This is a genomic window from Sphingopyxis sp. YF1 (assembly GCF_022701295.1).
Classification (GTDB): domain Bacteria; phylum Pseudomonadota; class Alphaproteobacteria; order Sphingomonadales; family Sphingomonadaceae; genus Sphingopyxis.
In genome coordinates this window covers 405059-431810 of sequence record NZ_CP033204.1, presented here as the reverse complement: position 1 = coordinate 431810, position 26752 = coordinate 405059, and the positions used below count along the sequence as shown (strand labels likewise).

Genomic DNA, 26752 nt, shown 5'->3' with positions numbered 1-26752 from the left:
GGCACCGGCGACGCTCCGGTCGGCCGTTCGCCCTGTCCTTGCAATGGACGCTGGGCAGGATAAGAGCCGCAAATGACCGACGCCAAGTCTTTGCCCGCCCTGACGCCGATCGGCGAAAATCCGACCCTGCTGTGGGGCATGACCAACGCCGAGCGGTTGCGCCGGCTGGCGCGCGCCGAAGGATTACCCGAAACGGCAGACGCCTCCGACGCGCAGATTTACGCCAATCTCGACTATGTCTTTGATCCGGTGTGGCTGCGCCATATCGTCGCGCTGCCGGGCACGGTGGTGATGGACGGCGGCGCGCTGGTGCTCGCGCATCTGACCGGGGGCATGCGTCCCGAAGATATTGCGGGGCAGCGCGGCACGCTGACCATCGTCGACTATCGCGACAATCCGCAGATCTACAACCGCCAGCTGCGCAAGCTCGATTGCCCCTTCATCCAGCGGCTGACCCCCGACACGCGGCGCGAGATCGAGCGGAAAAGCTATTTCGGCGCCTATAAGGGCGTCACCGACCTGCTCACCAAATATCTGTGGCCCGAGCTCGCGCTGTGGCTGACGCGGATCGCCGCGAGCATCGGCATGACGCCGAACATGGTCACCGCGATCGGCGCCACGCTGTGCGTCTATGCGACCTATCTGTTCGCGCAGGGTGATTACTGGGCCGGGATGCTGGCGGGGTTCGTCTTCATGGTGCTCGACACCGTCGACGGCAAGCTCGCACGCTCCACGATCACCTCGTCGAAATGGGGCAATGTCGCCGACCATGGCGTCGATCTGATCCACCCGCCCTTCTGGTGGTATTTCTGGGGTGTCGGCCTCGCCAGCTGGGGTCTCGCATTGTCGAGCCAGAGCTTCCTGCTCGTGATGATCGCGGTCGTCACGGGCTATGTCCTCCAGCGCGTCATTGAGGGGATGTTCATCAAGGATTTCGGGATGGACATCCATGTCTGGCAGAAGTTCGACAGCGACTTCCGCCTGATCACGGCGCGGCGCAACCCGAACTTCGCGATCCTCTTTTTTGCGACGCTGGCCGGAAGGCCCGATATCGGCCTGATCGCGGTCGCGTGGTGGACCGTCATCTCGCTGGTGGTCCATGCAGTGCGGCTGGTGCAGGCCTATGCGGTCCGGCGTTCGGGCCAACCGATTGTCAGCTGGATGGAAAAGGCATGAACGACACGATCGCGAAATTCGGCCACCCCGCCACGCTGGTCGCCGAATATGATCATTGGGTCGTGCTGCTCCGCCCGGCGCAGCCGACGCTCGGCGCGCTGGTGCTCGCGGCGAAATCGGACGCGACGGCGTTCGGCGACTTGCCCGCCGAGGCGCATGCCGAACTCAAGGTCGCGACCGCCGCGATCGAGGCGGCACTGGCCCGGGCCGTCGGCTATGCGAAGATCAACTATCTGATGCTGATGATGGTCGACCCGCACGTCCATTTCCACGTGCTGCCGCGTTACGAGGGCGAGCGCTCGGCGGCGGGGCTGACCGTCGCCGATGCCGGCTGGCCGGCGCAGCCCGACCTCGGGCAGGCGGTCAAGCTGGACGACGCGCAGATCGCCGCGCTCACCCGCTGGCTCAAACCCTATTTCGCGTAGCGGCCCTCGGCGACCCATTTCGCGGTGAGCGCATCGGCCGCCTCGACGTCCTGCGGGAAGTCGACTTCCTGCCATTCGAGCCCCTCGATCGACACGGTGCCGACGCGGTTGCCCTTTGCGATGATATCGATCGCGCGCAGATACCAGCGCTCGACCCCGTCGGGGGTACGCATCATCTGGTCGACCTGGTTGCGGAAGATCGACGGGCCGTCGCCAATGAAGGCCAGCATGCCGATCGATTCGGCGTTGGTGTCGGGGGGGAGCAGCCGCTTGCCGATGTGATGCAGCCGGCCCTCGGCGTCGCGGTTCACCTTCATGTCGTCATCGTCATAGTCGGGCTTGACGTCGACGGTGACGCTGATCGGTTCCTTCGCGCCCGCGATCAGCCTGGCGACGATCTCGTCCGAGATGATGGTGTCGCCGTTCAGGATGATGAAGTCGCGGTCCATCTCCTCGCGCGCAATCCAGCAGGTGCCCAGATTGTCGGCGACCTGGAAGAAGGGATTGAACAGGCAGCGGATGCGCGCGCCGGTGTCGCGATAGAGTTGCAGCGCATGATCCTCGACGCGCTCGGTGCGAAAGCCCGTGACGACGACGATATCCCTGATGCCATTGGCGACCAGCGCCGCGACCTGCCAGCTGATCAGGCTGCGCCCGTTGAACTCGATCAGGCATTTCGGAATGTCACGGGTCAGCGGCAGCAGGCGCGAGCCTTGCCCGGCCGACAGGATGATGGCTTTGTCGATGCTCATAGGGGTCGCCCTATATCCGCTTCCCGCCGTGCGGCAAATATGGCTTCGATCAGTGCGATGTCCGCGGGCTTGTCGGCGTCGATGCACGCCTCGGGCGCCGACATCGGCACCACCGTCGCATCGAGGCCGAAACGCAGTCCCGCTCGCGCCACGCCCTGCTGGATGGTAAAGCGCCGCAGCAGCGCCCCGGCGAGCAGCCATGGCCCGAACGCCGCGATGATCTTCAGCCCCTTCTTGCGGTCGCGCTCGATGCCACTCCAGAAATCGAGCAGCGGCAGCACGCGGCGCCCGCGCAGGCGGAACATGTTCGCCCCCGACCACCAGCCGCCGCGGAACTTCAGCCAGGTCCGTTTCGATTCGGGATAGCGCGCGAGCAGCACGTCGCGCTCGACCATCGCCACCGCGACGTCGCTGCCCGCGGCGCCGTCGAGGAATTCGGCGATCATCGCGGGCGTCAGCAGCACATTGTCGGCGGTCGTCACCAGCACCGGATCGTCGCCCGGCGGCAGCGCGGCGGCGAGCGAACTGCTGATCCCCTGTCCCGAATCCGAAAAATGCAGGTCCGCGACCCCGGCGAGCAGCGGCTCGGCGGCGAGTTCGGCGCTGTTCTGCGCGAGCAGCGTGATCGGTCCGACCTGCGGCGAGGTGCGAAGCGCGCGCACCACATGGACGAGCATCGGCAGGCCCGCGACCGGCAGCAGCGCCTTGGTCGACACCCCCGTGCCGTCGAGCAGCGGGTCGGGGCCGGGGCGGCTGCCGGCCAGGACGATCGCCGGGATGCGAACGGTCACTGCGCGGCCGCCGGCACCGGCGACACCCGCCGCGCCGTCGCGACGCGCAGGAAATCGGTCGCCTCGTCGAGCACAGGGCCGCGGCTGCGAAAGGGCGCCGCCAGCGCCATCACGATGCCGCTGTGGCCGACCCCGGGATAGAGACGCAGCTGTACCTGCCCGCCCGCGCGCTCGATCGCGGCGGCGAGATTCCGGCTGTTGCGCGGGCGCACCGTATCGTCCTCGTCGCCGCTGGCGAGCCACATCGGCGGCGCATCGCCGCGCGCGAAGGCGATCGGCTGCGTCCTTTCCGGCGGCCGGACCTTGCCCATCGCCCGGTGGGCGCTGCCCCCCTTTGCCATCGGCAGGAAATCATAGGGACCCGCAAGCCCCGCCACCCCGCGGATCGCCGACGGGTCGCTCCCCGCACCGCGCAACCATTGCGGGTCGAGCGCGAGCATCGCGGCATTATAGGCCCCGGCCGAATGGCCCATCAGCGCGATGCGGTCGGGGTCGCCCGCGAATCCGGCGATATGACGCTGCGTCCAGGCGACCGCCGCCGCGCTGTCGTGCAGAAAATCGGGCCAATGCGCCTTGGGGTGGAGACGATAGTCGGGAATGACCACGACAAAGCCCTGCGCCGCCAGCGCGCGCCCGGCAAAACCGTAATCCTCGCGCGCGCCGCTGTTCCAGCCGCCGCCGTAGAAGAAGACCACGACGGGCAGCCGGTCGCCCGCCTGCGCATGGTCGGGCACCCAGATGTCGAGCGCCTGCCGCGGCCCCTTATCATAGGGTTCGCCCGAAACGAGCAGGCGCGCCCCGCCGTCGCCGCCGAGCAGCCGGTCCCCCATGTTGAGCGATTTGGCGCCGCCCGCGACGAGCAGTTTCGCGCCGCCGCCGAACAGCAGGACAAGCAGGCCCAGCAAGAAGAGATATTTGATCAAACGTCGCCTCATCGAGTTCCGCCCTGCCCCCTCGCCCTACAGGGGCGCACCGGGGGGAACAAGCCGCGAGCGACGAATGCGGGTCAGGCGGCCGGGGCGCTTATCGCGGCCACTTTTTCCCGCCTCGCGCGTAAGAGGGGACGATGACCCGCTCCTTCACCCGCCCCGCCCTCCTCTGCAACGACCAGAGCGGCAGCTTCGACCCCGCCGCTATCGAGGCGATCACGGAAATCTGCCGCGCACACGGGAGCCCGCTCGCGGCGACCTTTAGGCTGCCCGATGCCGACATTCCCGATGCCGCGGCGTTGCGTGCGGCCGGCATCGACCTGCTGCTCGTCTGGACCGGCGACGGCACGATCAACGCCGCTGCGACCGCCGCCGGGGGCTGGGACGGCGCGATCCTGCCGCTGCCCGGCGGCACGCTCAACCTGCTGTCGAAGGCCCTGCACGGCGACCGGCCGGCGCCCGACATCCTGTCCGACGCGCTCGCGGGCAAGGCGCGCCGCCGCGCGATCCCGATCATCCGCGGCAGCGACGGCGATGCCTTCATCACGGTCGTCGCCGGTCCCGCGACGCGCTGGGCCGAAGTGCGCGAAACGATGCGGCAGGACGGGCTGATCGAAGCCGCGGGCGCAGCGCCCGAAGCGCTGGGCGAAATGCGCAACGCGCCCGGCGTACGCGTCGCGGGGTCGGACAGGGACTGGCCCGCGATCATCCTCACACCCACCGAGACCGGACTGCGCGCGGACGGCATCCTGACCGAAGGCACGGTCGACGTGCTGCGCCACGGCCTTGCCTGGCTCGGCGGCGATTTTCGCGACGGGCCGAGCGAAAGGCTGGCGCACGGCGAAACGATCACTCTCGAAAGCACGCGTCCGATCGCGCTCGAATATGATGGCGAAGTCGGCGAAACCGCCTCGCCCGCGCGCTTTGCGATCGGCACCAGCGCGGTCGATTTCGTCGCGACGGCATGAGGAAATTATTCCATATCAGCGACCTCCATTTCGGCCTGGAGGACCGCAACGCGCTTGGCTGGTTCGAGGATATCGTTCGCCGCGAGCACCCCGCGGCGGTGCTGATCACCGGCGACCTGACGATGCGCGCGCGAGGCCGCGAATTCGCCGCCGCCTGCGACTGGATCGAGACGCTCGACGTGCCGGTGACGGTCGAGGTCGGCAACCACGACCTCCCCTATTTCAACCCATTCGCGCGCTTCTTCTGGCCCTACGCCCGAATCCGGCGGATCGAGCGGCTCGTCGAGCGCGAGCTGGATTTTCCCGGTCTCGCGGTCGTACCGCTCAAGACCACCGCGCGCGCGCAGTGGCGGCTCGACTGGTCGAAAGGCCGGGTGAGCCGGCGCGCGCTGGGGCACACGCTCGCGGCCATCGATGCGCTGCCGCCGGGTACGACGATCCTCGTCACCGCGCACCATCCGCTCGTCGAAGCCGGGACGCGCGGCCGCGCGCTGACCCGCGGCGGCGAGGCAGCGCTCACCGCGCTGGCAGCGCGCGGGGTCGCCGCGGTGCTGAGCGGCCATGTCCACGACGCCTTCGACCTGGTGCAGCAGACCGCGGCGGGCCCGATCCGCATGATCGGCGCCGGCACGCTGTCGCAGCGCATCCGGTCGACCCCGCCAAGCTTCAACCAGCTTGCAATCGCGGGCGGCGTCATCGACGTGCGGGTGCGCAACCTCGAAGCGGTTCCCACCCCCGACATGCAGATCCCCGCCGTCCCGCCCGACGCGCTGCCGCCGCGCAACCCCGGCGAACCGGTCGCCCCGATCGGTGCCGTGCCGCCCGTCGATCCGCCGGTGCATTGACTTCACAACCACGGGTTGCGAACAAGGAAATCCGGAACGGAGGCAGCCATGACAAAGCAGACGGACAAGCCGAGCCATGATCGTCGGGACCAAAAGCCAAAGCCGTGGGCGACGCCCATGGTGCGGTCCATGATCTCTTCGCGTCGCACCGCCGGCGGCCCCCTGAGTCCGAGATTCGTCGAAAACGGCATTTACGGCATCTCCTGAGCGATCTGCCCCGCTCTTGCCGAAGTGATTGCCCGGCCAATCCGCCGGTGCATTGACGCGGCGCTTCGTCCCGTTAGGTTGCAACAAAAAACGGGATGAGGATCCACGATGCTGACCAAGGGCGACGACTATCCGCTGCACCAGACCAGCGAGCCGATTGCGTTCGCGGGGACCGACCGCAACTTCTACGACCGGTATTTCTTCAACGGCTACAGCGCCGACGGGTCGGTCTTCTTCGCGGCGGCGATGGGATTCTACCCCCAGCTCGGGATCATCGACGCCAGCTTTTGCGTGATCGTCGACGGGGTGCAGCATAATCTGCGCGCCAGCCGCCGGTCGGGCGGCGAGCGGCTCGACCTGTCGGTGGGACCGATCGCAATCCACATCGATGCGCCGCTCGAGGTCGTGACTCTGCGCATCGCGCCGAACGACGGTCCGCTGGCGGCCGAACTGACCTTCACGGGGCGCCATTTCCCGGTCGAGGAGCCGCGCTTCATCCGTCGCAACGGCACCCGACTGTTCATGGATTATACGCGGATGACGCAGAGCGGCCGCTGGTCGGGCTGGCTGTCGGTGGACGGTACGCGGATCGATGTCGATGCGGGCTGGGCAGGCACGCGCGACCGCAGCTGGGGCGTGCGTCCCGTCGGCGCGAGCGAACCGCAACCGCCGCCCGAAGGCAATTTCAGCCAGTTTTTCTGGCTGTGGACGCCGTGCAATTTCGGCGACCGGTCGCTGTTTTTCCACAGCAACGACGACGGTGCGGGCAGTCCGTGGAACCGCCGCGCGGTGATCGCGAGCGACGCGGGCGCCGAGACGCATTTCGATGCCGCGACCTTTGCCGTCGAGTGGCAAAGCGGGACGCGGCGCGTCACGAAGCTGACCGCCGACCTTGGCGGCGACCGCCGGCTGAGACTGACCCCGTCGGGACCGGTCTTTGCGATGAGCGGGCTCGGCTATACGCACCCGGTCTGGGGACATGGCTTCGACCACGGCCCCGAACCCGCCGTCGCGCACGACCATCTGACCGAGGCCGAGCGCGACTGGGGCAATCCGCTCGCGATGCACATCCAGGCCTTTACCACTGCCGAACTGGTCGATGGCGGCGCGACGCATCGCGGCGTCGGCATGCTCGAACAATTGTTCGTCGGCCCGCACACCCCCTCGGGCCTGACCGGGCTGATGGACCCCGCCGCATGAGCTTTCCGACCGCGCCGGACGCGATGTCCGCCGAATGGCTCGGCACGATATTGGGGCACCCGGGCGGGCTGGAGGGCTTTGCCGCAATCCCGGTCGGCACCGGCCAGATGTGCGACAGCTATCGCCTGACGCTCGACTGGAATGACGGCGCCGCGGGCCCCGCGACCGTCATCGCCAAATGCCCGAGCCACGACGAAGCGAGTCGCAACATCGCCAAACTCACCGGCACCTACGTCAAGGAAGTGCGCTGGTATCGCGAGCTGGCCGCGGACAGCGGTGTCGCCGCGCCGCATTGCTACCATGCCGAAATCGCCGACGACGACGTCGATTTCATCCTGATTCTTTCGGACCTCGCCCCCGCGCGGCAGGGGGACCAACTCGCGGGGCTGGGCTTTGCCGGGCTGGCGCCGTGCATCGACGCGGCGGCCAGACTCCACGCGCATCTGTGGGACGATCCGCGGCTCGCCGACATGGACTGGCTTGCGCGCGACAACGCCCCGCTGATCCGAACCCTCTTCCCGCAGCTCTATCTCGGCTTTCGCGAGCGCTATGCAGACCGCCTCGCCCCCGACATCCTCGACCTCGGCGCGGGCATCGTCGCGCGACTCGATGCCTATCTGGCGCGCGATCCCGACGCACCAACGATGATCCACGGCGACCTCAGGATCGACAATATCCTGTTCGCGCCCGGGGGCGAGCGCTGCTGGCTGGTCGACTGGCAGACGCTCGGCCGCGGTGGTGGCGCGACCGACATCGCCTATCTGGTCGGGACGAGCATCGCCGACCCCGCCGAACGCGCCGCCGCAGACCGCCCCGCCTTCGATCGGTGGATCGCCGCGCTGCGAACCGAAGGGATCGACCCCGACCCCGACGCGCTGTGGACCGACTATCGCCTCGGCGCGCTCAGCGGCTATTTCATGGCGGTGTTCGCATCGATGAGCGTCGAGCGCACGGCGCGCGGCGACGAGATGTTCGCGGTGATGGCCGAGCGTCCCGCGCGGCAGGCGCTCGCACTGGACAGCCTCGCGCTGCTATAGCGGCGGGCAACGGCAAGGCGGCATCGCGGCATTTGACGCGGCGGGCGAATTTCGCTCTAGCCGCGCCATGGCCCGATACACCCACATCATCTTCGACTTCGGCGGCGTCATCACCGCATCGCCCTTTGAGGCGTTCAACCGGCTCGAGGCCGAACACGACCTGCCGCGCGACTTCGTTCGCCGCGTCAATTCGATCGACCCCGACAGCAACGCCTGGGCGCGGTTCGAGCGCGCCGAAATCGACGCCGAGGCATTTGACGCGCTGTTCGCCGACGAAGCGCGGGCGCAGGGACATGAACTTCGCGGCGAAGCAGTGCTCGCGGTGCTCGCGGGCGCGGTGCGCCCGGCGATGGTCGCGGCGCTCGACACGCTCAAGGCCAGCGGTTTCACGATCGGCTGCATCACCAACAATGTTCCCGGCGGCAAGATGGGATTGCGCGGCGCCGGCATGGCGCGCAGCGAAGAAGCGGCGAACGAAGTGGCAGGCATCATGGCGCGATTCGATCATGTCATCGAATCGTCGAAGGTCGGGGTGCGCAAGCCCGACCCGCGCATCTATGAAATGATGTGCGAGGCGCTCGGCACCGAGCCGGCGGACTGCATCTACCTCGACGACCTTGGCATCAACTGCAAACCGGCTGCGATGCTGGGCATGCACGCGATCAAGGTGACGAGCGGCGAACAGGCACTGGTCGACCTGTCCGCCGCACTGGAGATGCCGCTCCCCTGACGCGCGTCAGTGCGCGAGCAGCAACGGGACGCGCCCGCTCGTCACCAGATATTGGGTCACGCCGCCGAACAGCGTCTCGCGCAGCCGGCCGCGGCCGAAAGCGCCCATGACGATCAGCCCGGCGCCCATGTCGAGCGCCGCCTTTTCGAGCGCCTCCTCGACCGAAACCGCGCCGCGCGCGATGACCCGCGACTCGGCATGGATACCGTGCCGCGACAGATAGGCGAGCGCGTCGGTCGCCGGCAGACTGCCGTCGTCGCTGCCCACCGACACCAGTTCGACACGCCGCCCGGCAAGCAGCGGGATCGCCGCGCGCAGCGCGTGCGCGGCTTCGGGGCTGCCGTTCCACGCGACCAGCGCCGGGGCGTCGAAATCGAGCGTCGCCAGATCCTGCGGCAGCGCAAGCACGGGGGCGCTGATCGCGAGCGCGAGGTCGCCCGCGAGCATCGCCGGCTCGCGCCGCCGGTCGCGCTTGCCGCCGGGCAGGCTGACGATCGCGAGGTCGGCGAAGGTCGCCGCGGCCGCGAGCGAGCCCGCGATATCACCGTCGGCCACCACGACGTCCCAAGGCACGTCTTCCCTGGCGAGGCGCGCCGACAGCGCCGCTTCGAGCGCGGCATCGTCGGCCTGCGCTTTCGCCATCGCCTCGGCCGCGAGGTAGCTGCCGCCGAACGGATCGACCGTGATGAACTGCTGGAACGGCGTCGCGATCATCAGCGTGACGTGCGCGCGCTGGCGCCGCGCGATGTCGAGTGCGGCCTGCATCCGGCTTTCGTTGGCGGGATCATGATCGGCATGGACAAGAATCGAACGCATGGGGCCCTCCTGTAGTGAATGCAGCAGGTCTAGCCGGCCGCGGCGGCGCTTTCCTTGACCGACGTCAAAGTCGCCGCCGCCATCCGCAATTCGCTCGCGCGGTCGAAAATCCGCAGCAGCACCGGTTCGGTGTCGGCGACGCGCATCGCCACGTGGAACGCGACGGGCGCGAGCGCCGGCATGCCCGCGAGCTCGACGAGCGCGCCATCGGCGACAGCCGACCGCACCATCGGTTCGGGAAAGATGCCGACCCCGCCGCCCGCGCGCGCGATGTCAATCATCATGCGGGCATTGTTGCACAGGTTCAGCGATTTCTGCGCGATGCGCGACGACTGGATCGCATCGCGCATCCGCCCGTGGATCGGCGAATGGCTGGCGAGCGACCACAGCGGCACCTCCCCGCCCCCGCCCGCCGCGAAAGCGGCCGCGATCGCCGGGCTCGCGAGCCAGACGAGCGCGACCTCGCCGATCGGGCGCGTCTGGAGCGCGGGATGCGCGATCGGCCCGGCGGCGAAGGCCATGTCGGTACGCCCGGTGAGCAATTGCTGGATCAGGTTCGCTGTGAGGTCGATCTCGATCTCGAGCCCGACGCCGGGCATCTCGGCCTTGAGCGCCGCGACGAAAGCCGGAAGGCAGCTCGCCGCGGCAATCTCGCCCGCGCCGATCCGCACCACCCCGCTCGCCTCGCCATAGCCGCCGCTCCCGAGCAGCGCCAATTGCATGTCGCGCAGCAGCGGGTCGCAATCGCGCACCAGCTTGCGTCCCGCCGCGGTCAGCGACATCGTCCGGCCGTCGCGGCGGAACAGCGGCGAACCGAGTCTTTGTTCGAGTTCGCGCATCCGCGCCGACACCGCGGGCTGGGTCGTGTTCAATCGTTCGGCCGCCGCCGAGAAGGTCCCGAGCCGGTCGATCCAGAGCAGGGTTTCGAGATGGTAGAGCGAGACGCGATTGATCGACATCATTTATGCATAATCGAAAAATAGAGTAATTAGAATTGATGGATTTTATCGGCCAAGATCGTCGCCGACAGCAATGAGGAGTCCGTTGATGGGTAACAAGCGCTATGCCGACGCAGCCGCCGCACTCGAAGGACTTCTGTTCGACGGCATGCAGATCTGCGCGGGCGGTTTCGGCCTGTGCGGCATCCCCGAACGGCTGATCGACGCGATCCGCGACGCGGGTACGAAAGACCTGACGATCGCCAGCAACAACGCCGGGATCGACGGCGAAGGGCTCGGCAAGCTGCTCCGCACGCGGCAGGTCAAAAAGATGATCTCCTCCTACGTCGGCGAGAACAAGGAGTTCGAGCGGCAATATCTGGCGGGCGAGCTCGAGGTCGAATTCTGCCCGCAGGGCACGCTCGCCGAACGCTGCCGCGCGGGCGGCGCGGGCATTCCGGGCTTCTACACCAAGACCGGCGTCGGCACGCTCGTTGCCGAAGGCAAGGAGGTGAAGAATTTCGACGGGCAGGATTATATCCTCGAACGCGGTATCTTTGCCGACCTTGCGATCATCAAGGGGTGGAAGGCCGACGAGAGCGGCAACCTCATCTTCCGCAAGACCGCGCGCAACTTCAACCAGCCGATGGCGACCGCGGCGAAGATCTGCGTCGCCGAGGTCGAGGAAATCGTGCCCGTCGGCAGCCTCGACCCCGACGCGATCCACCTGCCCGGCATCTATGTAAAGCGCCTCGTCCTCGGCGCGCCCTACGACAAGAAGATCGAATTCCGCACGACGCGCCCGCGCGAGACCGCGTGATAGCGGTTCTCGCCTTGATGTCGGCCGCCCCGGCCATCAGCGTGCCCGACCCCGCAACATGGTCGGTCGAGCAAAAGATCGACTATCTCGCGGCGGGGCAGGCGCGCTTCGCCGGCCCCGTCAGCAGCGCGCTATATGACAATCCCGAGGTTCGCGCGGAAATCCGCCGGGTCGGCTTCCTGAAGGGGTGCCAACTGGTCAGCCAGGCCCGAAAGGATGTGCTGGCGGTCCATTTTTCGACGCTCAAGGCGGGCTACACGGCCGCGATCCGCAAGACGGTCGACGAGAACATGCTCAAAGCCGCTCGCTTTCTTTCCTTCAACGCGTCACCGCTGACGCGTGCGAGCTTTCGTCTACGCCGCGAGTCCGAACGGTCGCTCGCGCCCGAGTTCGCTGCAATCCGCATCGAGTTATTCAAGCGTTTTTTCGAGATTTCCAGCCCCTTGCCAACCGAAACCGATCCGGCCGCCAACCGGATCAAGCCAAAAGCTGACATTGCAGGCGCGATGGGAATTGCGGGGGACTACGACTTGGACAATCCGGGCTATCTTGGCCTCGCCTGCGCCGAAGCTTTGATCGATCCGAAATATCGACCGCACATCAGCGGAGGAAGCGAATGACGACGTTCCGGAACTGGCTTTTGCTTGCCGCCGGCTGCGGACTCGCCGGTTGCGCGGCTTCCCCGGCACCCGCGCCCCTGACGCCGCCCCCCGCCGCTGCACCCGCACCGGCCGAAGCCGCCAAGCCGCCGGTCGCTTTGCAATATCTCTACGGTTCGCCCGAAGCTGCGGCCCTGGTGCGCGCCACCAATGCGCGGATCGCCGATTATGGCGCGTGGCGAATCAGGGAGAGGCCGAAGGACAGCGTCGTGCTGGCGCCGGGCGCGACCATGGACGCCCCGACGTTCGAACCGTGCGGCAGCAAGCCCTTCGCAGCCGTGTTCGACGCCGACGAGACCCTGATCTGGAATCTGGGGCCCATGCGGTACTTCGCCGAGAAAGGCACCGCTTTTGACCCCAAGGTCTGGGACCAGTGGGAAAAGACCGGCGCGGGCAAGGCGATCGCGATGCCCGGCACGGTCGCGATGGTGAATGCCCTGCGCGCCGCGGGCATCACCGTGATCGCGAACACCAACCGCACCGCCGCCGCCGCCAAGGGCAGCGAAGACACGCTGCGTGCCGCAGGACTGGGCGAGTTCAGGCATGGCGAGACGTTGTTCCTGATGGGCGACGACACCGGCGGGTCGAGCAAGGACGGACGCCGCAGGGCGATCGCATCGAAATATTGCGTGATCATCCTTGGCGGCGACCAGCTCGGCGACTTCAGCCAGCAGTTCAATGTCAAGGATTTGCCCGCGACGCAGCGCATGGCGCTTGCGACGAACGCCGGCGCGACCGCACTCTGGGACAAGGGCTGGTTCCTTTTCCCCAACCCCGTCTACGGCCCGTGGGAAAAACTGGGCTGGGGCGACGCCTTCCCCTCCGACAAAAAATGGGAGCCGAAATAATGGCCTGGACGCGTGATGACATGGCGGCGCGCGCCGCGAAGGAACTGCAGGACGGCTATTACGTCAACCTCGGCATCGGCATCCCGACGCTCGTCGCGAACCATATTCCCGCGGGGATGACGGTGACGCTCCAGAGCGAGAACGGCATGCTCGGCATCGGCCCCTTCCCCTATGAGGGCGACGAGGATGCCGACCTGATCAACGCGGGCAAGCAGACGATCAGCGAGCTGCCGCAATCGGCCTATTTCAGCTCGTCGGACAGCTTTGCGATGATTCGCGGCGGCCATATCGACCTGACTGTGCTCGGCGCGATGGAGATCGCCGAAAATGGCGACATCGCCAACTGGATGATTCCCGGCAAGATGATCAAGGGCATGGGCGGCGCGATGGATCTCGTCGCCGGCGTGAAGAAGATCATCGTCGTGATGGAGCACAATGCCAAGGACGGCAGCCCCAAATTCATCCCGGCCTGCACGCTGCCGCTGACCGGCAAGAATGTCGTCGACATGATCATCACCGACCTCGCGGTGTTCAAGCGCGACGATCATGCGAGCCCGTTCCGGCTGATCGAACTCGCGCCGGGGGTGACGGCGGAGGAAGTCGCGGCTAAGACGACGGCCACATATGAGGTCGCCATCTGATCACGGGTCCGTCCCGCGCGTTTTCATCATCCTCCTCGCGGTCGTCGCGCTGGGGCTGACGGGCTGGTTCGGTCTTCACGCCGCCGGGGTCCGGACACCCCTCGCGAGCGTCGCGATCCCGATGCGGGGGCCGGAAAACCTGCCCGACACACCCGCCAAATGGCGCGGGCGGATCGACTATCGCGCGCTCGACCGGCAATTGTCCGACCTTGCGCAGCGACCCGAAATGGCGGGGCTGGCGGTCGCGGTGGTCGAAGACGGCAAACTCAGCTTCGTGCGCACCTATGGCGTCGCCGACGCCGGGACCGGAGCCCCGGTCACGCCGCATACGCTGTTCCGCTGGGCCTCGGTTTCGAAGACCGCAACGGGCGTCCTCGCCGCCGCGATGGCCGGCGACGGCACTGTCGATCTGGACCGCCCGGTCGGCGGATCGCGCACGTCATTGCGCCTGCCCGGGGGCGCCGAGGCACGGATCTCGCTGGACGACCTGCTGGCGCAGCGTACCGGCCTGACCAAAAACGCCTATGACGAGAAGCTCGAGGAAGGGCAGAATCCTGCGACGCTGCGCACGAACCTTGCCGCCGCGCCGCTGCAATGCGAGCCCGGCACCTGCCATACCTACCAGAATATCGCCTTCGACGCGGCGAGCGAGATATTGGCCGCGGCGGCGCACAAGCCCTTCGCCGACGCGGTCGAGGACCGGTTTTTCCGACCGCTCGGCATGATCAGCGCGGGGTATGGGATGGAACGGCTGACCGGCGCCAAGGATTGGGCCAAGCCGCACCGGGGCAGCCAGGTCCGCCCGGTCAAGGAAGCCTATTGGCGCGTTCCCGCCGCCGCGGGCGTCGAAAGCGACATCGTCGATTTTGCGACATGGATGCAGGCGATGATGGGCTCCCGCCCCGACGTGCTGCCCGAAGCGGTGCTGGAGCGCGCGCATCGCCCGCGCGTCCGCACCGAAAGCCTTTACGGCAGCGCGCTGCGCCAGGCCAACAGCGATGCGAGCTATGCGCTCGGCTGGCGCAATTTCACCTATGGCGGCCACCGGCTTGCGGGCCATTCGGGAGCGGTCGCGGGTTATCGCGCCACGATGATCTTCGAACCCGCGACGCGGACGGGTGTCGTCGCGCTGTGGAACAGCGATTTCGGCTTTCCCTTCCGCATCCCGTTCGCGGTGATCGACAGCTATCACAAGCGCGAGGACGCGCACTGGCTCGACCTCAGCGAACTGCCGCCCGCAAAACGCACGCCGGTCGGCACCGGCCCGATCGCCGCGGTTCCGAAAAGGTAACGGGCCTGCCGGCCCCAGCCGCCGCCCGGGTATCGGACGCGCGGCGAGGACAGAAGGAGAAGCATCGATGCGCGTGCTGCTGACCGGCTCATCTGGCTGGCTGGGGCGTTATCTGGCGCCGCTTCTCGCCGACAATGGCCATGCGGTCACCGGGCTCGATGTCGTTCCCGGCGCGCACACGCAGGTGGTCGGCACCGTTGCCGACCGCGCGTTGATCGAGCGGACGATGGGCGACCATGGCATCGAAGCGGTGATCCATGGCGGCGCGCTCCACAAACCCGACATCGTCCGTTATCCGCGGCACGCATTCGTCGACGTCAATCTGACGGGCACGCTCAACCTGATCGAGGCGGCCGTGGCGGCGGGCAACGACCGCTTCCTCTTTACCTCGACCACTTCGCTGATGGTGCGCGCCGACGTGCGCGAAGGGGCGGGCGCGGCGGGGGCATGGTGGATGGACGAGGATTTCGGCCCGCTCGAACCGCGCAACATCTATGGCATCACCAAGCTTGCCGCGGAACAGGCGTGCCGGCTGGTTCACCGCGAGCATGGCATCGCCGTCGCAATCCTGCGCACCGGGCGTTTCTTTCCCGAGGACGACGACACGCATGCAACCCCGAGCGGGCCGAATTTGAAGGCCAATGAGATGCTCAACCGGCGGCTGACGGTCGAGGATGCCGCGGCGGCGCATCTCGCGGCGCTCGCGGCCGCGCCGGCGATCGGCTGCGACACGTTCATCCTTTCAGCACCGCCGCCCTTCGCGCGTCAAGAGGCCGAAGAGCTGGCCCGCGATGCCCGTGCGGTGATCGCACGGCACTATCCCGACGCAGCGGCGCTCTATGCAGCCCGAGGATGGGTGCTGCCGGAGACGATCGACCGCGTCTATGATCCGTCGCGCGCCGAACGCCGCTTCGGCTGGCGGGCGCAGAGCGATTTCGGCAGCGTGCTCGCCGCGCTGCGGGACGACACGCCGCTGCCCTTCGCGCACGACCCCGACTATACCTCCCCCATCGTCGCACAGGAGCGCGAAGCATGTATGTGCTGATCACCGCCAACCGCAATTATTCGAGCTGGTCGCTGCGCCCGTGGGTGCTGATGAAGGGACTCGACATCGCATTCGACGACCGCATCGAGCCTTTTGCGCGGCCGGTGAACTATGACGCGTTCCGCAGCTTTTCGCCGACCGGGCAGGTGCCCGCACTGCTGCACGAAGGACGCACGATCTATGATTCGCTTGGCATCGCGCTCTACCTCGCCGACCGGCACGCGAATGTCTGGCCCACCGACCCCGATGCACGCGCATGGGCGCAGTGCGCCGCCGCCGAAATGCACAGCGGCTTTGCCGCGCTGCGCAACGACTGCACGATGAACGTCGGCGTCCGCGTGACGCCGAAACCAATGTCCGGCGCACTCCGCGCCAATGTCACGCGCATCCGCGAGTTGTTCGAGGACGGCCTCGCCCGGTTCGGCGGGCCGTGGCTCGCCGGACCAGACTTCTCGGCGGTCGATGCCTTCTTCGCCCCGGTCGCCTTCCGCATCCGCACCTATGGCCTCGACGTCGGCGCCGGGCAGGCGTGGGTCGACCATATGCTCGCGCATCCTGCAATGCAGGAATGGGAGCGGCAGGCGCTGCTCGAGACCTGGCGCGAGGAAAGCCATGAGGCCGAACTGACCGCGGCGGGAGTGATTACGGCGGATTACCGGACGGCCTAAACCCCTGTCCGTCGTCATTGCGAGCGAAGCGAAGCAAGCCAGAGCGAGCTTACGCGCCTCTGGATTGCCGCGTCGCTTCGCTCCTCGCAATGACAAGGCCCTAGTCCGACAACGCGCGCACCACCGCGATCCCCGCTTCGCGCTGTGCCTTGAGTTCGGCCTTGAGCTTCATGGGATCGCGCGCAAAAATGAAGCCGAAGCTGACCCCGCCCTCCTTGCCGATCGTCGCATGGTGCAGCCTGTGCGCCTGCACCAGCCTTTTGGCGTAGCCGCGACGCGGCACCCAGTGGAAGTAACGCTGGTGGACGAGCCCGTCGTGCACGAGCGTGTAGATGATGCCGTAGCAGAGGATGCCGAGCCCGATCCACGTCCCCGGCTCCCAGGCCGAGGCGCCCAGGATCATCGGGCTGCCCGCCGCGAAAGCCGAAATGCTCATCGCCGCACCGAAGAGTGCGAACAGGTCGTTCTTTTCCAGCCGCTTGTCGTGCGGTTCGTGATGGTCGCGGTGCCACGCCCAGCCAAAGCCGTGCATGATATATTTGTGGCTCGCCCAGGCGACGCCCTCCATCGCCGCGACCGTGACGAGGATGAGCAGGAGGATGACGGGAGTCGACATGGAGGGATTATAGGCTTGTTGAAGACATGATGCCACCAACCCCGCATCGTCATGCCGGACCTGATCCGGCATCCATTCCCGCATCGAAGTCATGGACCCCGGATCAAGCCCCGGGGTGACAATGGGTGGTTACCGACACGCGCGACCGAAAATTGCGTTTTTGATCGCCACTCGCTTGCATTGTTGTCGTACCGGCTTAAGTGAACCGCATGACCCGGCCCCGCACCCTCTACGAGAAAATCTGGGACGCGCATGTCGTCGAACAGCGCCCCGATGGTACCGCCCTGATCTTCATCGACCGTCACCTCGTCCATGAAGTCACCAGCCCGCAGGCGTTCGCGGGGCTTCGCGCGAGCGGCCGCACGGTGCGCCGCCCCGACCTGACGCTCGCGGTGCCCGATCATAATGTGCCGACGACGGCGCGGCTCGATGCGGTGGGCAACCGGCTGCCGGTCGCCGACGCCGAAAGCGCGGCGCAGCTCGCGGCGCTCGAAAGGAACGCGCCCGAATATGGCATCCGCTACATCGACGCGGTGGCGCCCGAGCAGGGCATCGTCCACGTCGTCGGGCCCGAACAGGGCTTCTCGCTGCCCGGCACGACGATCGTGTGCGGCGACAGCCACACCGCGTGCCACGGCGGCATCGGCGCGCTCGCCTTCGGCATCGGGACGAGCGAGGTCGAGCATGTGCTCGCGACGCAGACGCTGCTGCTCCAGCCGTCGAAGACGATGGACGTGCGCGTCGAGGGCGAGGTTGGCCCCGGCGTGTCGGCCAAGGACATCATCCTCCACATCACCGGCACGATCGGCGCCGCGGGCGGCACCGGCCATGTCATCGAATATACCGGCAGCGCGATCCGCAGCCTCAGCATCGAGGGCCGGCTGACGATCAGCAATATGGCGATCGAGGGCGGCGCGCGCGCCGGGCTGATCGCGCCCGACGAGACGACTTTCGCCTATCTGAAGGGCCGCCCCTATGCGCCCAAGGGCGCCGACTGGGACGCCGCCGTCGCGTACTGGAAAAGCCTCGCGACCGATGCGGGCGCGACCTATGACAAGGTCGTCATCATCGACGCCGCCGACATCGCGCCGAGCGTGACCTGGGGCACCAGCCCCGAAGACGTCGTGCCGATTACCGGGGTCGTCCCCGATCCCGCAAGCTTCGCCGATCCGTCGAAGCAGACCGCCGCCGCCAAGAGCCTTGCCTATATGGGCCTCGAACCCGGCACGCGGATGCAGGATGTCCCGATCGAAAATATCTTCATCGGCAGCTGCACCAACAGCCGCATCGAGGACATGCGCGCCGCCGCGGCGGTGATCAAGGGCCGCAAGAAGGCCGACAATGTCAAATGGGCGATCGTCGTCCCCGGATCGGGGCTGGTGAAGGCGCAGGCCGAGGCCGAGGGACTCGACCGCATCTTCACCGACGCGGGGCTCGAATGGCGCGAGCCCGGCTGCTCGGCATGCCTTGCGATGAATCCCGACAAGGTGCCCGCGGGCGAGCGCTGCGCCTCGACCAGCAACCGCAATTTCGTCGGCCGCCAGGGCCCCGGCAGCCGCACCCACCTCGTCAGCCCCGCGATGGCGGCGGCGGCGGCGGTGACCGGCAAGCTCACCGATGTGCGGGAGTTAATGGCATGACCCCCCTCAAGGAAGTCGACGGCCGCGCGATCCCGCTCGGCCTCAAGAATGTCGACACCGACGTCATCATCCCCGCTCACTGGCTGAAGGGCACGACGCGCGAGGGTATGGGCCGCGGTGCGTTCGAAAGCCTGCGCGCCGATCCCGGCAATCTGTTCGACAATCCGCCGTTCCAGGGCGCGCCGATCCTGATCGCGGGCGACAATTTCGGTTGCGGGTCGAGCCGCGAGCATGCCGCGTGGGCGCTCGGCGACCTCGGCATCCGCGTCGTCATTGCCCCCTCCTATTCGGACATCTTCTCGGGCAATGCGGTGAAGAACGGCATCCTGCCCGTCGTGCTGCCGCAGGCGGCGATCGACCGGTTGCTGGAGGTCGCCGCGACCGATCCGGTGCATGTCGACCTCGAAAACCAGACGGTGACGACGCAGTTCCAGGACCGCTTCACCTTCGAGATCGACCCGTTCCGCAAGATGTGCCTGCTCGAGGGGCTCGACGAGATTTCGATCACCGAAAAAAGCGCCGCGGCGATCGGCGCCTATGAACAAAAACTGGCGCAGGACCGGCCCTGGCTGCAACCTTCGCTGTAAACCCCTGTGAGGAGATGATGATGAAGGCCCTTTTGTCGACCGCCACCGGCGGCCCCGAAACGCTTGTCGTCGGCGAACTGCCGCGCCCGACCGCCGGAGCCGGCCAGATCGTGATCGACGTCAAGGCCTGCGCGGTCAATTTCCCCGATGTGCTGATCATCGAGGACAAATATCAGTTCAAGCCCGCGCGCCCCTTCGCGCCCGGCGGCGAGGTTGCGGGGCTGGTCGCCGAAGTTGGCGAAGGTGTCACGGACTTCAAGGTCGGCGACCGCGTGATCGCGGGTTGCGGCAACGGCGGAATGTCCGAAGCGGTCGCGGTTTCGGTGCACAATGTCTATCACCTGCCCGCGGGGCATGACTTCGCCGAAGGGGCCTCGCTGCTGATGACCTATGGCACCAGCATCCACGCGCTGGTCGACCGCGGCCATATCAAGGAAGGCGATACGCTGCTCGTCCTCGGCGCCTCGGGCGGTGTGGGCATCGCCGCAGTCGAACTGGGCAAGGCGTTCGGCGCGCGCGTCGTCGCGGGCGTGTCGAGCGAGGAGAAGGCCGAGATCGCACGCCAGGCGGGTGCCGACGAGGTCGTCGTCTATGGTCGCCAGCCGTTCGACAAGGAACAGTCGAAGGCGCTCGCCGACCGGTTCAAGGCAGCGGTCGGCCCGAACGGCGCCAACGTCATCTATGACGCGGTCGGCGGCGATTATGCCGAGCCCGCGCTGCGCTCGATCGCATGGGAGGGCCGCTACCTCGTCGTCGGTTTCCCCGCGGGCATCCCGCGCCTGCCGCTCAACCTGACCTTGCTCAAGAGCTGCGACGTCGCGGGCGTTTTCTGGGGCGCCTTCGTCGCGCGCGAGCCCGCACGCAACCGCGCCAATATCGCGCGGCTGTTCCAGCTGTGGGAGCAGGGCAAGATCAAGCCGCGCGTCACCGGCACCTACGCGCTCGCCGACGGTGGGCAGGCGATCGCCAAGCTGGGCGACCGCAGCGCGGTCGGCAAGCTGGTGATCACCATCTGAAATATCGTCCCGACCCTGAGCTGACGGCGGCGCTGCACCGGCTTGCAGCGCCGACCGGCCGGATCGAGGTGCGCGTGACGCCGGGCGCCCGCCGCGACGCGGTGGCGATCGAAGGCGACGCAGTCCAGTTGCGCGTCACCGCGCCCCCCGCCGACGGCGCCGCCAACGAGGCCGTGCTGCACCTGCTCGCCGCCGCGCTCGACCGGCCGCGCCGCGACCTGACCCTGCTGCGCGGCGCAAGCGCGCGGATCAAGCTGATCGGCATCGCGCCCGAATGAAACGCGATTAACCCTTTGTCAGGAGCTTCGCGCTATGTCGCAAGGCGTGACAGAAGCGTTTGCGCAGGGTTGGGGCTATGGCGACTCGCCGTTCCATGAATGACAATCGGGCCGCGGGGATCGCCAATATTTCGCGCACCCGTCGCGCGCAGCTCGTTGCCGAGTTCGAAGGCGACCTGGGCATCGACCATCGCGCGCGCGCCAAGGCGGCGGCCGACGAACGGCGCTGGCAGGTGATCAAGACGATCATCGTCTGGACGATCGCGCTGATCTTTTTCACCATCGCGTGCCAGAAGCTGTGGATCATCGGGCAGGACGTCGACCGCCCCTTTTCCGACGTCAATTTCCTTCACGGCTGGTTCGAGGACTAGATCCGCTCAGCTGCCCGTTGCCGTGCATGCCGGATCGATCGTCCTTTCGGCCGGTAATCGAGCCGGATCATCAGGATGCGACCCGGCACTCCGCCGCATTCCGGGCGGCATGCACCGGAACCCGGTGCGACATTCCCCGATCATATGACCGCCCGGATCGAACAGCCGGCAAAAGCGGGGGTGAAGGCGGGACGGACGCGAGGCCCGTCCCCGGCAATCAGTAAACGCGCGCCTTGGGCTTGATATAATCGACGTCGTCCGAAAGCGTATATTCGTGGACCGGACGATAATCGAGGCGAACGCCGCCGCCCTTGCCGCCCCAGCCGTCGAACCAGCTGATCGTGTGCTTCATCCACGTCGCGTCGTCGCGGTTGGGGAAATCCTCGTGCGCGTGGGCGCCGCGGCTTTCCTTGCGGTTGTACGCCGAATGCATCGTCACCGTCGCCTGCGCGATCAGATTGTCGAGCTCGAGCGTTTCGACGAGATCGGTGTTCCAGATCAGGCTGCGGTCGGTGACGTGGACGTCGTTCATCCGCTGATAGGTCTTGGCGAGCTTTTCCTTGCCTTCGGCCATCAGCTCGTCGGTGCGGAACACCGCCGCGTGCTGCGACATGGCGCGCTGCATCTCGGTGCGGATTTCCGCGGTGGGCGAACCGCCGCTGGCGTTGCGGAAATGGTCGAGACGCGCGAGCGCGAGGTCGGCGCTGTCCTTGGGCAGCGCGGGCTGGGCGGCGCCGGGCTTGAGCAGTTCCTTGAGGCGATGACCGGTCGCGCGGCCGAACACCACGAGGTCGATCAGGCTGTTCGAGCCCAGACGGTTCGCGCCATGGACCGAAACGCACGCGGCTTCGCCGACCGCGAACAGGCCGGGGACGACCGCATCGGGATTGCCGTCGCGCAGCGTGACGACTTCGCCATGATAGTTACAGGGAATGCCGCCCATATTGTAATGGACCGTCGGGACGACCGGCAGCGGCTGGCGCGTCAGGTCGACGCCCGCGAAAATCTTTCCGCTCTCGGTGATGCCCGGCAGGCGCTCGGCAAGCACCGCGGGATCGATATGGTCGAGGTGGAGGTAGATATGGTCGTTGTGCGGGCCGACGCCGCGGCCTTCGCGGATTTCGAGCGCCATCGAGCGCGACACCACGTCGCGCGACGCGAGATCCTTCGCCGACGGGGCATAGCGTTCCATGAACCGCTCGCCCTCGCTGTTGGTGAGGTAACCGCCCTCGCCGCGCGCGCCTTCGGTGATCAGCACGCCCGCGCCGTAGATGCCGGTCGGGTGGAACTGGACGAATTCCATGTCCTGCAGGGGCAGCCCGGCGCGCAGCACCATGCCGCCGCCGTCGCCGGTGCAGGTGTGCGCCGAGGTCGCGGTGAAATAGCAGCGACCGTAGCCGCCCGTCGCGAGCACGACGGCCTGGCTGCGGAAGCGGTGGATGCTGCCATCCTCCATGCACAGGGCGATCACGCCGCGGCACTCGCCATTTTCCATGATCAGGTCGAGCGCGAAATATTCGATGAAGAAGTCCGCGTCATATTTCAGCGACTGCTGATAGAGCGCGTGGAGCATCGCGTGGCCGGTGCGGTCAGCCGCAGCGCAGGTGCGCTGCACCGGCGGGCCTTCGCCCATATTCTGCATATGACCGCCGAACGGGCGCTGGTAGATGGTGCCGTCCTGGTTGCGGCTGAACGGCACGCCGGCGTGCTCGAGTTCGTAGACCGCGGCGGGCGCCTCGCGCACCATATATTCGATCGCGTCCTGGTCGCCGAGCCAGTCGGACCCCTTGACCGTGTCGTACATGTGCCACTGCCAGTGGTCGGGCGAATTGTTGCCGAGGCTCGCGGCGATGCCGCCCTGCGCCGCGACGGTGTGGCTGCGCGTCGGGAACACCTTGGTGATGCAGGCGGTCTTGAGTCCCGCTTCGGCGCTGCCCATCGTGGCGCGCAGACCCGAGCCGCCGGCGCCGACGACGACGGTGTCGTACACATGGTCGATGATCTTGTAGGCGTCGGTCATGTCACATGCCCCCCGGGGCGCCCGCAACGGGGGCCAATGCGATGCGGACGATGGCAAAGATGCCGTAGGCCGCACCGCCGATGGCATAGAAATTGAGGATAACGAGCGCGAACAGGCGCGCCGCATCGCCGTGGACATAGTCCTCGATCAGCACCTGAAGCCCGAGGCGGAGATGCCAGAAGACGCTGATCACGAGCAGGATCAGCGCGATCGCGACACCCGGGCTCGACACCCAGCGATAGACTTCGGCATGATCGACGGGCTGCAGACGGATCATCGAAACGACGAACCAGGTGACGAGCAGCAGGTTGCCGAGCGCAGTCAGGCGCTGTTGCAGCCAGTGCTGCGAACCATGCTGTGCCGATCCGAGGCCGCGGACCCGGCCGAGGCGCGTACCGTTACCCATTGAGCGCCTCCGCAAAGATATAGAGCCAGGTCGCCGCCGTGGCGAAAATGCCGGCAAAGATGACGAGCATCGACCAGAGCTTGTTGGCCTTGAGCTCATAGCCCGCGCCGGTGTCGAGCACGAAGTGACGCAGACCCGAGAAGAGATGCTGGAAAAAGGCCCAGGTCAGCCCGATCAGCACGATCTTGCCGAGGATGTTGGTGACCCGGTGGTAGATGTCGGGATCAGGGCTGGGATCGTGCCACACCCAGCCGACAAACGCGGCATAGGCCTCCGGTCCTCCGGCGATCGCGCCGAGCCACCAGAGGAACATCAGCCCGCCGACGATCGCAAGTCCGTCGCCGCTCGCGCGGTGAAGGATCGAAACCGCCATCGAAGGCGCCCATTTATACACCTGCAAATGCGGTGAGAGCGGCCGCCCGCTCGGTTCTGTGCCAGCCATATCAGCCCCGCTTTTCTGACTCTATCCGGTCGATGGGGGCCGGTTAAGCCTTCCTGCCGCGATATGCAATTGCTTAGCAAGCATGGCGCGAAGAAATCGGCGGCGAAAGAGCGGTGCGCGGGCCAGGGGACAGTCCGGAACGCGAGCGATTGCTCCTCCCTGTGGCCGCAGTCCCCAGGGAGGCGGACCGCCGCCGCAGGCGGTGACGTCGGAACCGCAAGGTCGCGCGGCGCCTGACGGCGTCGGCCCCTCCGTCAGCGCGTCGTGCTGCCACCTCCCATCGCGGCGCGACAGGGAGGATCGGCGGGAAACGGCCAGTTGCTGCCGCTGAAGATGTGATCCCCGGCGAAAGCCGGGGCCCAGCGAGCCATCACGCTGCTCCAGCGCTTCAAAGCCTTGGGCCCCGGCTTTCGCCGGGGATCACAAAGGCGCTGCCAACGTCCGCTTCCCGCCCCGAAGCCGCCGCCGGCCGCGCGCAAAGGAAAACCGGCGCGGATCGCTCCGCGCCGGCTCCCCCGTTTGTTCGTGATGCCCGGGCCGGGCGCGGCGCGTCAGGCGACGCGGCGTACCTCGTGCCCGTCGTCGTCGATGTCGCGCAGCACATAGCCGCGCCCCCAGACGGTCTCGATATAATTCTCGCCGCCGCACGCCAGCGCCAGTTTCTTGCGCAGCTTGCAGATGAAGACGTCGATGATCTTGAGTTCGGGTTCGTCCATGCCGCCATAGAGGTGGTTGAGGAACATTTCCTTGGTCAGCGTCGTGCCCTTGCGCAGCGAAAGCAGCTCGAGCATCTGATATTCCTTGCCGGTCAGATGCACGCGCACACTGTCGACCTCGACCGTCTTGGTGTCGAGGTTGACCGCAAGCTTGCCGGTCTTGATCACGCTCTGGCTGTGCCCCTTCGAACGGCGGACGACGGCGTGGATGCGCGCGACCAGCTCGTCGCGGTGGAAGGGCTTGGTGACATAATCGTCGGCGCCGAAGCCGAACGAGCGCACCTTCGAATCCATTTCGGAAATGCCCGACAGGATCAGCACCGGCGTCTGCACCTTGGCGGTGCGCAGCTTCTTGAGCACGTCGTAGCCGTGCATGTCGGGCAGGTTCAGGTCGAGCAGGATGATGTCGTAATCATAGAGCTTGCCCAGATCCAGGCCTTCCTCGCCGAGGTCGGTGGAATAGACGTTGAAGCCTTCGGTCGTGAGCATCGTATCGATCGCTTTCGCGGTCGTCGGCTCGTCCTCGATCAGCAGTACGCGCATTGGGCACCCCTTGATTGTTCCCACGATGATCCCGCGACCCGTCCGCTGGATCATCGTGCGATGCCACCGGCGACCCCCTGTTGCGGGACTGCCGGAACATTAACCATGAAAGCAATGAAGGGAAAAGGTTAATTTTGATTTAACCCGCGGAAATCCACGAGTCGCGGCCAGCGTGTGCGCTCCGGACGGGGCCTGCTCAGCCCGATCCGAGCGCCAGATGCTGCGCATGTGCGCCGCTGCACGAGCGCTTGAGCGTGTCGACCAGATGGTCCGACAGCGCCCGCACACGCGCCGGGCGCAGCCGCGATGGTGGCGAAAGAAGGTGAAGAAAGGATTGCGGCAGCGACCAGTCGGTGAGGATGCGCACCACCGCGCCCGACGCCAGCGCCTGCTCGGCGATGAAGTCGGGCAGCACCGCGATCCCGCCGCCCGCGACGAGCAGCGGGATCATGATATCGCCGTTGTTGGTAAACAGAGGGCCCGTCGGGATCACCGTCGCCTCCTCGCCGGCGCGGTGGAATTTGAGCGGCATCGTCCGCTCGCGGTGGCCGTAGCCGATCAGCCGGTGTCCCGCGAGGTCGAGCGGGTGGCGCGGGGTGCCGTGCCGATCGAGATAGGCGGGGCTGGCGATCACCGACGCCGCAACCGGCGCGATGGTCCGCGCAAGCAGGCTCGAATCCTCCATGCGCGCGATGCGCAGCCCGAGGTCGATCCCCACGGCGACCAGATCGTGCCGCGCGTCGCTCAGCATCACCTCGATCTCGACCGCGGGATGCTGGTCGAGGAAGGCGGCGAGCGGGGCGCCCAGCACCTTGATCCCGAAGCTCATCGGTGCCGACAGGCGGATCGGGCCCGCCAGATCGACGCGGTCGCCGCGCGCCGCCTCGGTCGCCGCGGTCGCCGCCGCGACCATCGCCTGCGCCTCGCCGAGCAGCCCCGCCCCCGCGGTCGACACCGTCACGGTGCGCGAACTGCGGTGGAGCAAGGTGATGCCGAGCGACGCTTCGAGCCGCGTCACCGCTTTCGACACGCTGGCCTTCGACAGGCCGAGCGTCGCGGCGGCGGCAGTAAAGCTGCCGCTGTCGGCGACCGCGGCGAAACAGGCCCAGCCTTCATAGTCGGGAAGCGCCATAAATCGTCTCCTGAACATCGCAGCCCCGGGCCCGCCGCAGGGCGCCTTGCTGCGAAGCGCCCTGCGGCGGGCGCGGGTTTGCGATGTTGGGATAAACCGAACATGCGCAAAATGGAAACAATGAATTTCCATCTACGCTATTTTAGAAACTATCCCGATCGCTATCTTGGCTTCAACAAGACGCCTCGCCCGGCACCAC

The 26752-nt window shown here is 67.1% G+C and carries 30 protein-coding genes; 19 read left to right on the top strand and 11 right to left on the bottom strand.

Features of this window, described 5'->3' with window-relative positions; genetic code table 11:
- The first annotated feature begins 72 nt into the window (after nucleotides 1–72).
- Entirely contained in the window at nucleotides 73–1176 is a 1104-nt protein-coding gene (locus tag EAO27_RS02270) for a CDP-alcohol phosphatidyltransferase family protein (RefSeq protein WP_242776693.1), read from the top strand.
- On the top strand, nucleotides 1173–1601 hold the full coding sequence (locus tag EAO27_RS02265; protein WP_242776691.1) for an HIT domain-containing protein: 429 nt from the start codon (nucleotides 1173–1175) through the stop codon (nucleotides 1599–1601). The genes EAO27_RS02270 and EAO27_RS02265 overlap by 4 nt, the downstream gene beginning before the upstream one ends.
- On the opposite strand, the gene EAO27_RS02260 is transcribed toward EAO27_RS02265, so the two are convergent.
- Genes EAO27_RS02260 through EAO27_RS02250 form a run of 3 tightly spaced genes read right to left on the bottom strand, consistent with a single transcriptional unit; the run spans nucleotide 1589 to nucleotide 4079 of the window.
- Nucleotides 1589–2353, bottom strand: coding sequence for a phosphocholine cytidylyltransferase family protein (locus EAO27_RS02260; protein WP_242776689.1), 765 nt, complete (start codon nucleotides 2351–2353; stop codon nucleotides 1589–1591). The two genes, EAO27_RS02265 and EAO27_RS02260, sit on opposite strands and share 13 nt — an antisense overlap.
- Complete coding sequence (locus tag EAO27_RS02255) at nucleotides 2350–3144, bottom strand: NTP transferase domain-containing protein (RefSeq protein WP_242776686.1); 795 nt, start codon at nucleotides 3142–3144, stop codon at nucleotides 2350–2352. The genes EAO27_RS02260 and EAO27_RS02255 overlap by 4 nt, the downstream gene beginning before the upstream one ends.
- On the bottom strand, nucleotides 3141–4079 hold the full coding sequence (locus tag EAO27_RS02250; RefSeq protein ID WP_242776684.1) for an alpha/beta hydrolase: 939 nt from the start codon (nucleotides 4077–4079) through the stop codon (nucleotides 3141–3143). Before EAO27_RS02250 ends, EAO27_RS02255 begins: the two co-directional genes overlap by 4 nt.
- Before the next feature lie 131 nt (nucleotides 4080–4210).
- Here EAO27_RS02250 and EAO27_RS02245 point away from each other — a divergent pair, with 131 nt between their 5' ends.
- The 5 genes from EAO27_RS02245 (at nucleotide 4211) to EAO27_RS02225 (ending at nucleotide 9060) form a co-directional block, all read left to right on the top strand.
- Entirely contained in the window at nucleotides 4211–5041 is an 831-nt protein-coding gene (locus EAO27_RS02245; RefSeq protein WP_242776682.1) for a diacylglycerol kinase family protein, read from the top strand.
- A complete protein-coding gene (locus EAO27_RS02240; RefSeq protein WP_242776680.1) occupies nucleotides 5038–5886 on the top strand; it encodes a metallophosphoesterase in 849 nt (282 codons plus the stop codon). The genes EAO27_RS02245 and EAO27_RS02240 overlap by 4 nt, the downstream gene beginning before the upstream one ends.
- 315 nt (nucleotides 5887–6201) lie before the next feature.
- Nucleotides 6202–7293: a hypothetical protein gene (locus EAO27_RS02235; protein WP_242776678.1), complete on the top strand. Its 1092-nt coding sequence runs from the start codon at nucleotides 6202–6204 to the stop codon at nucleotides 7291–7293.
- Entirely contained in the window at nucleotides 7290–8330 is a 1041-nt protein-coding gene (locus tag EAO27_RS02230) for an ecdysteroid 22-kinase family protein (protein ID WP_242776676.1), read from the top strand. Before EAO27_RS02235 ends, EAO27_RS02230 begins: the two co-directional genes overlap by 4 nt.
- 67 nt (nucleotides 8331–8397) lie before the next feature.
- Nucleotides 8398–9060, top strand: coding sequence for an HAD-IA family hydrolase (locus tag EAO27_RS02225; RefSeq protein WP_242776674.1), 663 nt, complete (start codon nucleotides 8398–8400; stop codon nucleotides 9058–9060).
- Between the two features lie 6 nt (nucleotides 9061–9066).
- Here EAO27_RS02225 and EAO27_RS02220 read toward each other — a convergent pair whose 3' ends face one another.
- Together EAO27_RS02220 and EAO27_RS02215 are read right to left on the bottom strand one after the other, a co-directional pair.
- Nucleotides 9067–9876, bottom strand: coding sequence for a universal stress protein (locus EAO27_RS02220; protein ID WP_242776672.1), 810 nt, complete (start codon nucleotides 9874–9876; stop codon nucleotides 9067–9069).
- A gap of 29 nt (nucleotides 9877–9905) precedes the next feature.
- On the bottom strand, nucleotides 9906–10835 hold the full coding sequence (locus EAO27_RS02215) for a LysR family transcriptional regulator (protein ID WP_242780401.1): 930 nt from the start codon (nucleotides 10833–10835) through the stop codon (nucleotides 9906–9908).
- A gap of 88 nt (nucleotides 10836–10923) precedes the next feature.
- Between EAO27_RS02215 and EAO27_RS02210 the strand changes: the two genes are divergently transcribed.
- The 7 genes from EAO27_RS02210 (at nucleotide 10924) to EAO27_RS02180 (ending at nucleotide 16786) form a co-directional block, all read left to right on the top strand.
- Complete coding sequence (locus EAO27_RS02210) at nucleotides 10924–11634, top strand: CoA transferase subunit A (protein ID WP_242776670.1); 711 nt, start codon at nucleotides 10924–10926, stop codon at nucleotides 11632–11634.
- A 17-nt stretch (nucleotides 11635–11651) separates the two neighbouring features.
- Nucleotides 11652–12254: a hypothetical protein gene (locus EAO27_RS02205; protein WP_242776668.1), complete on the top strand. Its 603-nt coding sequence runs from the start codon at nucleotides 11652–11654 to the stop codon at nucleotides 12252–12254.
- Complete coding sequence (locus tag EAO27_RS02200) at nucleotides 12251–13141, top strand: HAD family acid phosphatase (RefSeq protein ID WP_242776666.1); 891 nt, start codon at nucleotides 12251–12253, stop codon at nucleotides 13139–13141. Before EAO27_RS02205 ends, EAO27_RS02200 begins: the two co-directional genes overlap by 4 nt.
- On the top strand, nucleotides 13141–13782 hold the full coding sequence (locus EAO27_RS02195; protein ID WP_242776664.1) for a CoA transferase subunit B: 642 nt from the start codon (nucleotides 13141–13143) through the stop codon (nucleotides 13780–13782). The genes EAO27_RS02200 and EAO27_RS02195 overlap by 1 nt, the downstream gene beginning before the upstream one ends.
- Nucleotides 13766–15073 (top strand): serine hydrolase domain-containing protein, encoded by a 1308-nt coding sequence (locus tag EAO27_RS02190; protein ID WP_242776662.1) that lies wholly within the window; start codon nucleotides 13766–13768, stop codon nucleotides 15071–15073. The genes EAO27_RS02195 and EAO27_RS02190 overlap by 17 nt, the downstream gene beginning before the upstream one ends.
- A 67-nt stretch (nucleotides 15074–15140) precedes the next feature.
- Nucleotides 15141–16118 carry an NAD(P)-dependent oxidoreductase gene (locus tag EAO27_RS02185; RefSeq protein WP_242776660.1) on the top strand — a complete coding sequence of 326 codons (978 nt, stop codon included), beginning with the start codon at nucleotides 15141–15143 and terminating at the stop codon, nucleotides 16116–16118.
- Nucleotides 16106–16786 carry a glutathione S-transferase family protein gene (locus tag EAO27_RS02180; protein WP_242776658.1) on the top strand — a complete coding sequence of 227 codons (681 nt, stop codon included), beginning with the start codon at nucleotides 16106–16108 and terminating at the stop codon, nucleotides 16784–16786. The genes EAO27_RS02185 and EAO27_RS02180 overlap by 13 nt, the downstream gene beginning before the upstream one ends.
- 100 nt (nucleotides 16787–16886) lie before the next feature.
- Here the strand turns inward: EAO27_RS02180 and EAO27_RS02175 are convergent, their stop codons facing one another.
- Nucleotides 16887–17402: a sterol desaturase family protein gene (locus EAO27_RS02175; protein WP_242776656.1), complete on the bottom strand. Its 516-nt coding sequence runs from the start codon at nucleotides 17400–17402 to the stop codon at nucleotides 16887–16889.
- A 209-nt stretch (nucleotides 17403–17611) separates the two neighbouring features.
- Here EAO27_RS02175 and leuC point away from each other — a divergent pair, with 209 nt between their 5' ends.
- From leuC to EAO27_RS02150, 5 genes are all read left to right on the top strand, one after another.
- Nucleotides 17612–19042 carry a 3-isopropylmalate dehydratase large subunit gene (gene leuC, locus EAO27_RS02170; RefSeq protein WP_242776654.1) on the top strand — a complete coding sequence of 477 codons (1431 nt, stop codon included), beginning with the start codon at nucleotides 17612–17614 and terminating at the stop codon, nucleotides 19040–19042.
- Nucleotides 19039–19629 (top strand): 3-isopropylmalate dehydratase small subunit, encoded by a 591-nt coding sequence (gene leuD, locus EAO27_RS02165; RefSeq protein ID WP_242776652.1) that lies wholly within the window; start codon nucleotides 19039–19041, stop codon nucleotides 19627–19629. The genes leuC and leuD overlap by 4 nt, the downstream gene beginning before the upstream one ends.
- Before the next feature lie 20 nt (nucleotides 19630–19649).
- A complete protein-coding gene (locus EAO27_RS02160; protein WP_242780399.1) occupies nucleotides 19650–20645 on the top strand; it encodes an NADPH:quinone oxidoreductase family protein in 996 nt (331 codons plus the stop codon).
- A 68-nt stretch (nucleotides 20646–20713) separates the two neighbouring features.
- Nucleotides 20714–20923 carry a DUF167 domain-containing protein gene (locus EAO27_RS02155; RefSeq protein ID WP_278190116.1) on the top strand — a complete coding sequence of 70 codons (210 nt, stop codon included), beginning with the start codon at nucleotides 20714–20716 and terminating at the stop codon, nucleotides 20921–20923.
- A gap of 95 nt (nucleotides 20924–21018) precedes the next feature.
- Nucleotides 21019–21294 carry a hypothetical protein gene (locus tag EAO27_RS02150; protein WP_242776648.1) on the top strand — a complete coding sequence of 92 codons (276 nt, stop codon included), beginning with the start codon at nucleotides 21019–21021 and terminating at the stop codon, nucleotides 21292–21294.
- 217 nt (nucleotides 21295–21511) lie between these two features.
- Here the strand turns inward: EAO27_RS02150 and sdhA are convergent, their stop codons facing one another.
- The 5 genes from sdhA to EAO27_RS02125 form a co-directional block, all read right to left on the bottom strand.
- Nucleotides 21512–23314, bottom strand: a complete 1803-nt coding sequence (sdhA, locus tag EAO27_RS02145) for a succinate dehydrogenase flavoprotein subunit (protein ID WP_242776646.1) — start codon at nucleotides 23312–23314, stop codon at nucleotides 21512–21514.
- Nucleotide 23315: 1 nt separating this feature from the next.
- Nucleotides 23316–23720, bottom strand: coding sequence for a succinate dehydrogenase, hydrophobic membrane anchor protein (gene sdhD / locus EAO27_RS02140; protein ID WP_242776643.1), 405 nt, complete (start codon nucleotides 23718–23720; stop codon nucleotides 23316–23318).
- On the bottom strand, nucleotides 23713–24162 hold the full coding sequence (gene sdhC / locus EAO27_RS02135) for a succinate dehydrogenase, cytochrome b556 subunit (RefSeq protein WP_242776641.1): 450 nt from the start codon (nucleotides 24160–24162) through the stop codon (nucleotides 23713–23715). The genes sdhD and sdhC overlap by 8 nt, the downstream gene beginning before the upstream one ends.
- A gap of 551 nt (nucleotides 24163–24713) precedes the next feature.
- Nucleotides 24714–25421, bottom strand: coding sequence for a response regulator transcription factor CtrA (locus EAO27_RS02130; protein WP_242776639.1), 708 nt, complete (start codon nucleotides 25419–25421; stop codon nucleotides 24714–24716).
- A gap of 196 nt (nucleotides 25422–25617) precedes the next feature.
- Entirely contained in the window at nucleotides 25618–26553 is a 936-nt protein-coding gene (locus EAO27_RS02125) for a LysR family transcriptional regulator (RefSeq protein WP_242776637.1), read from the bottom strand.
- Between the last annotated feature and the right edge of the window lie 199 nt (nucleotides 26554–26752).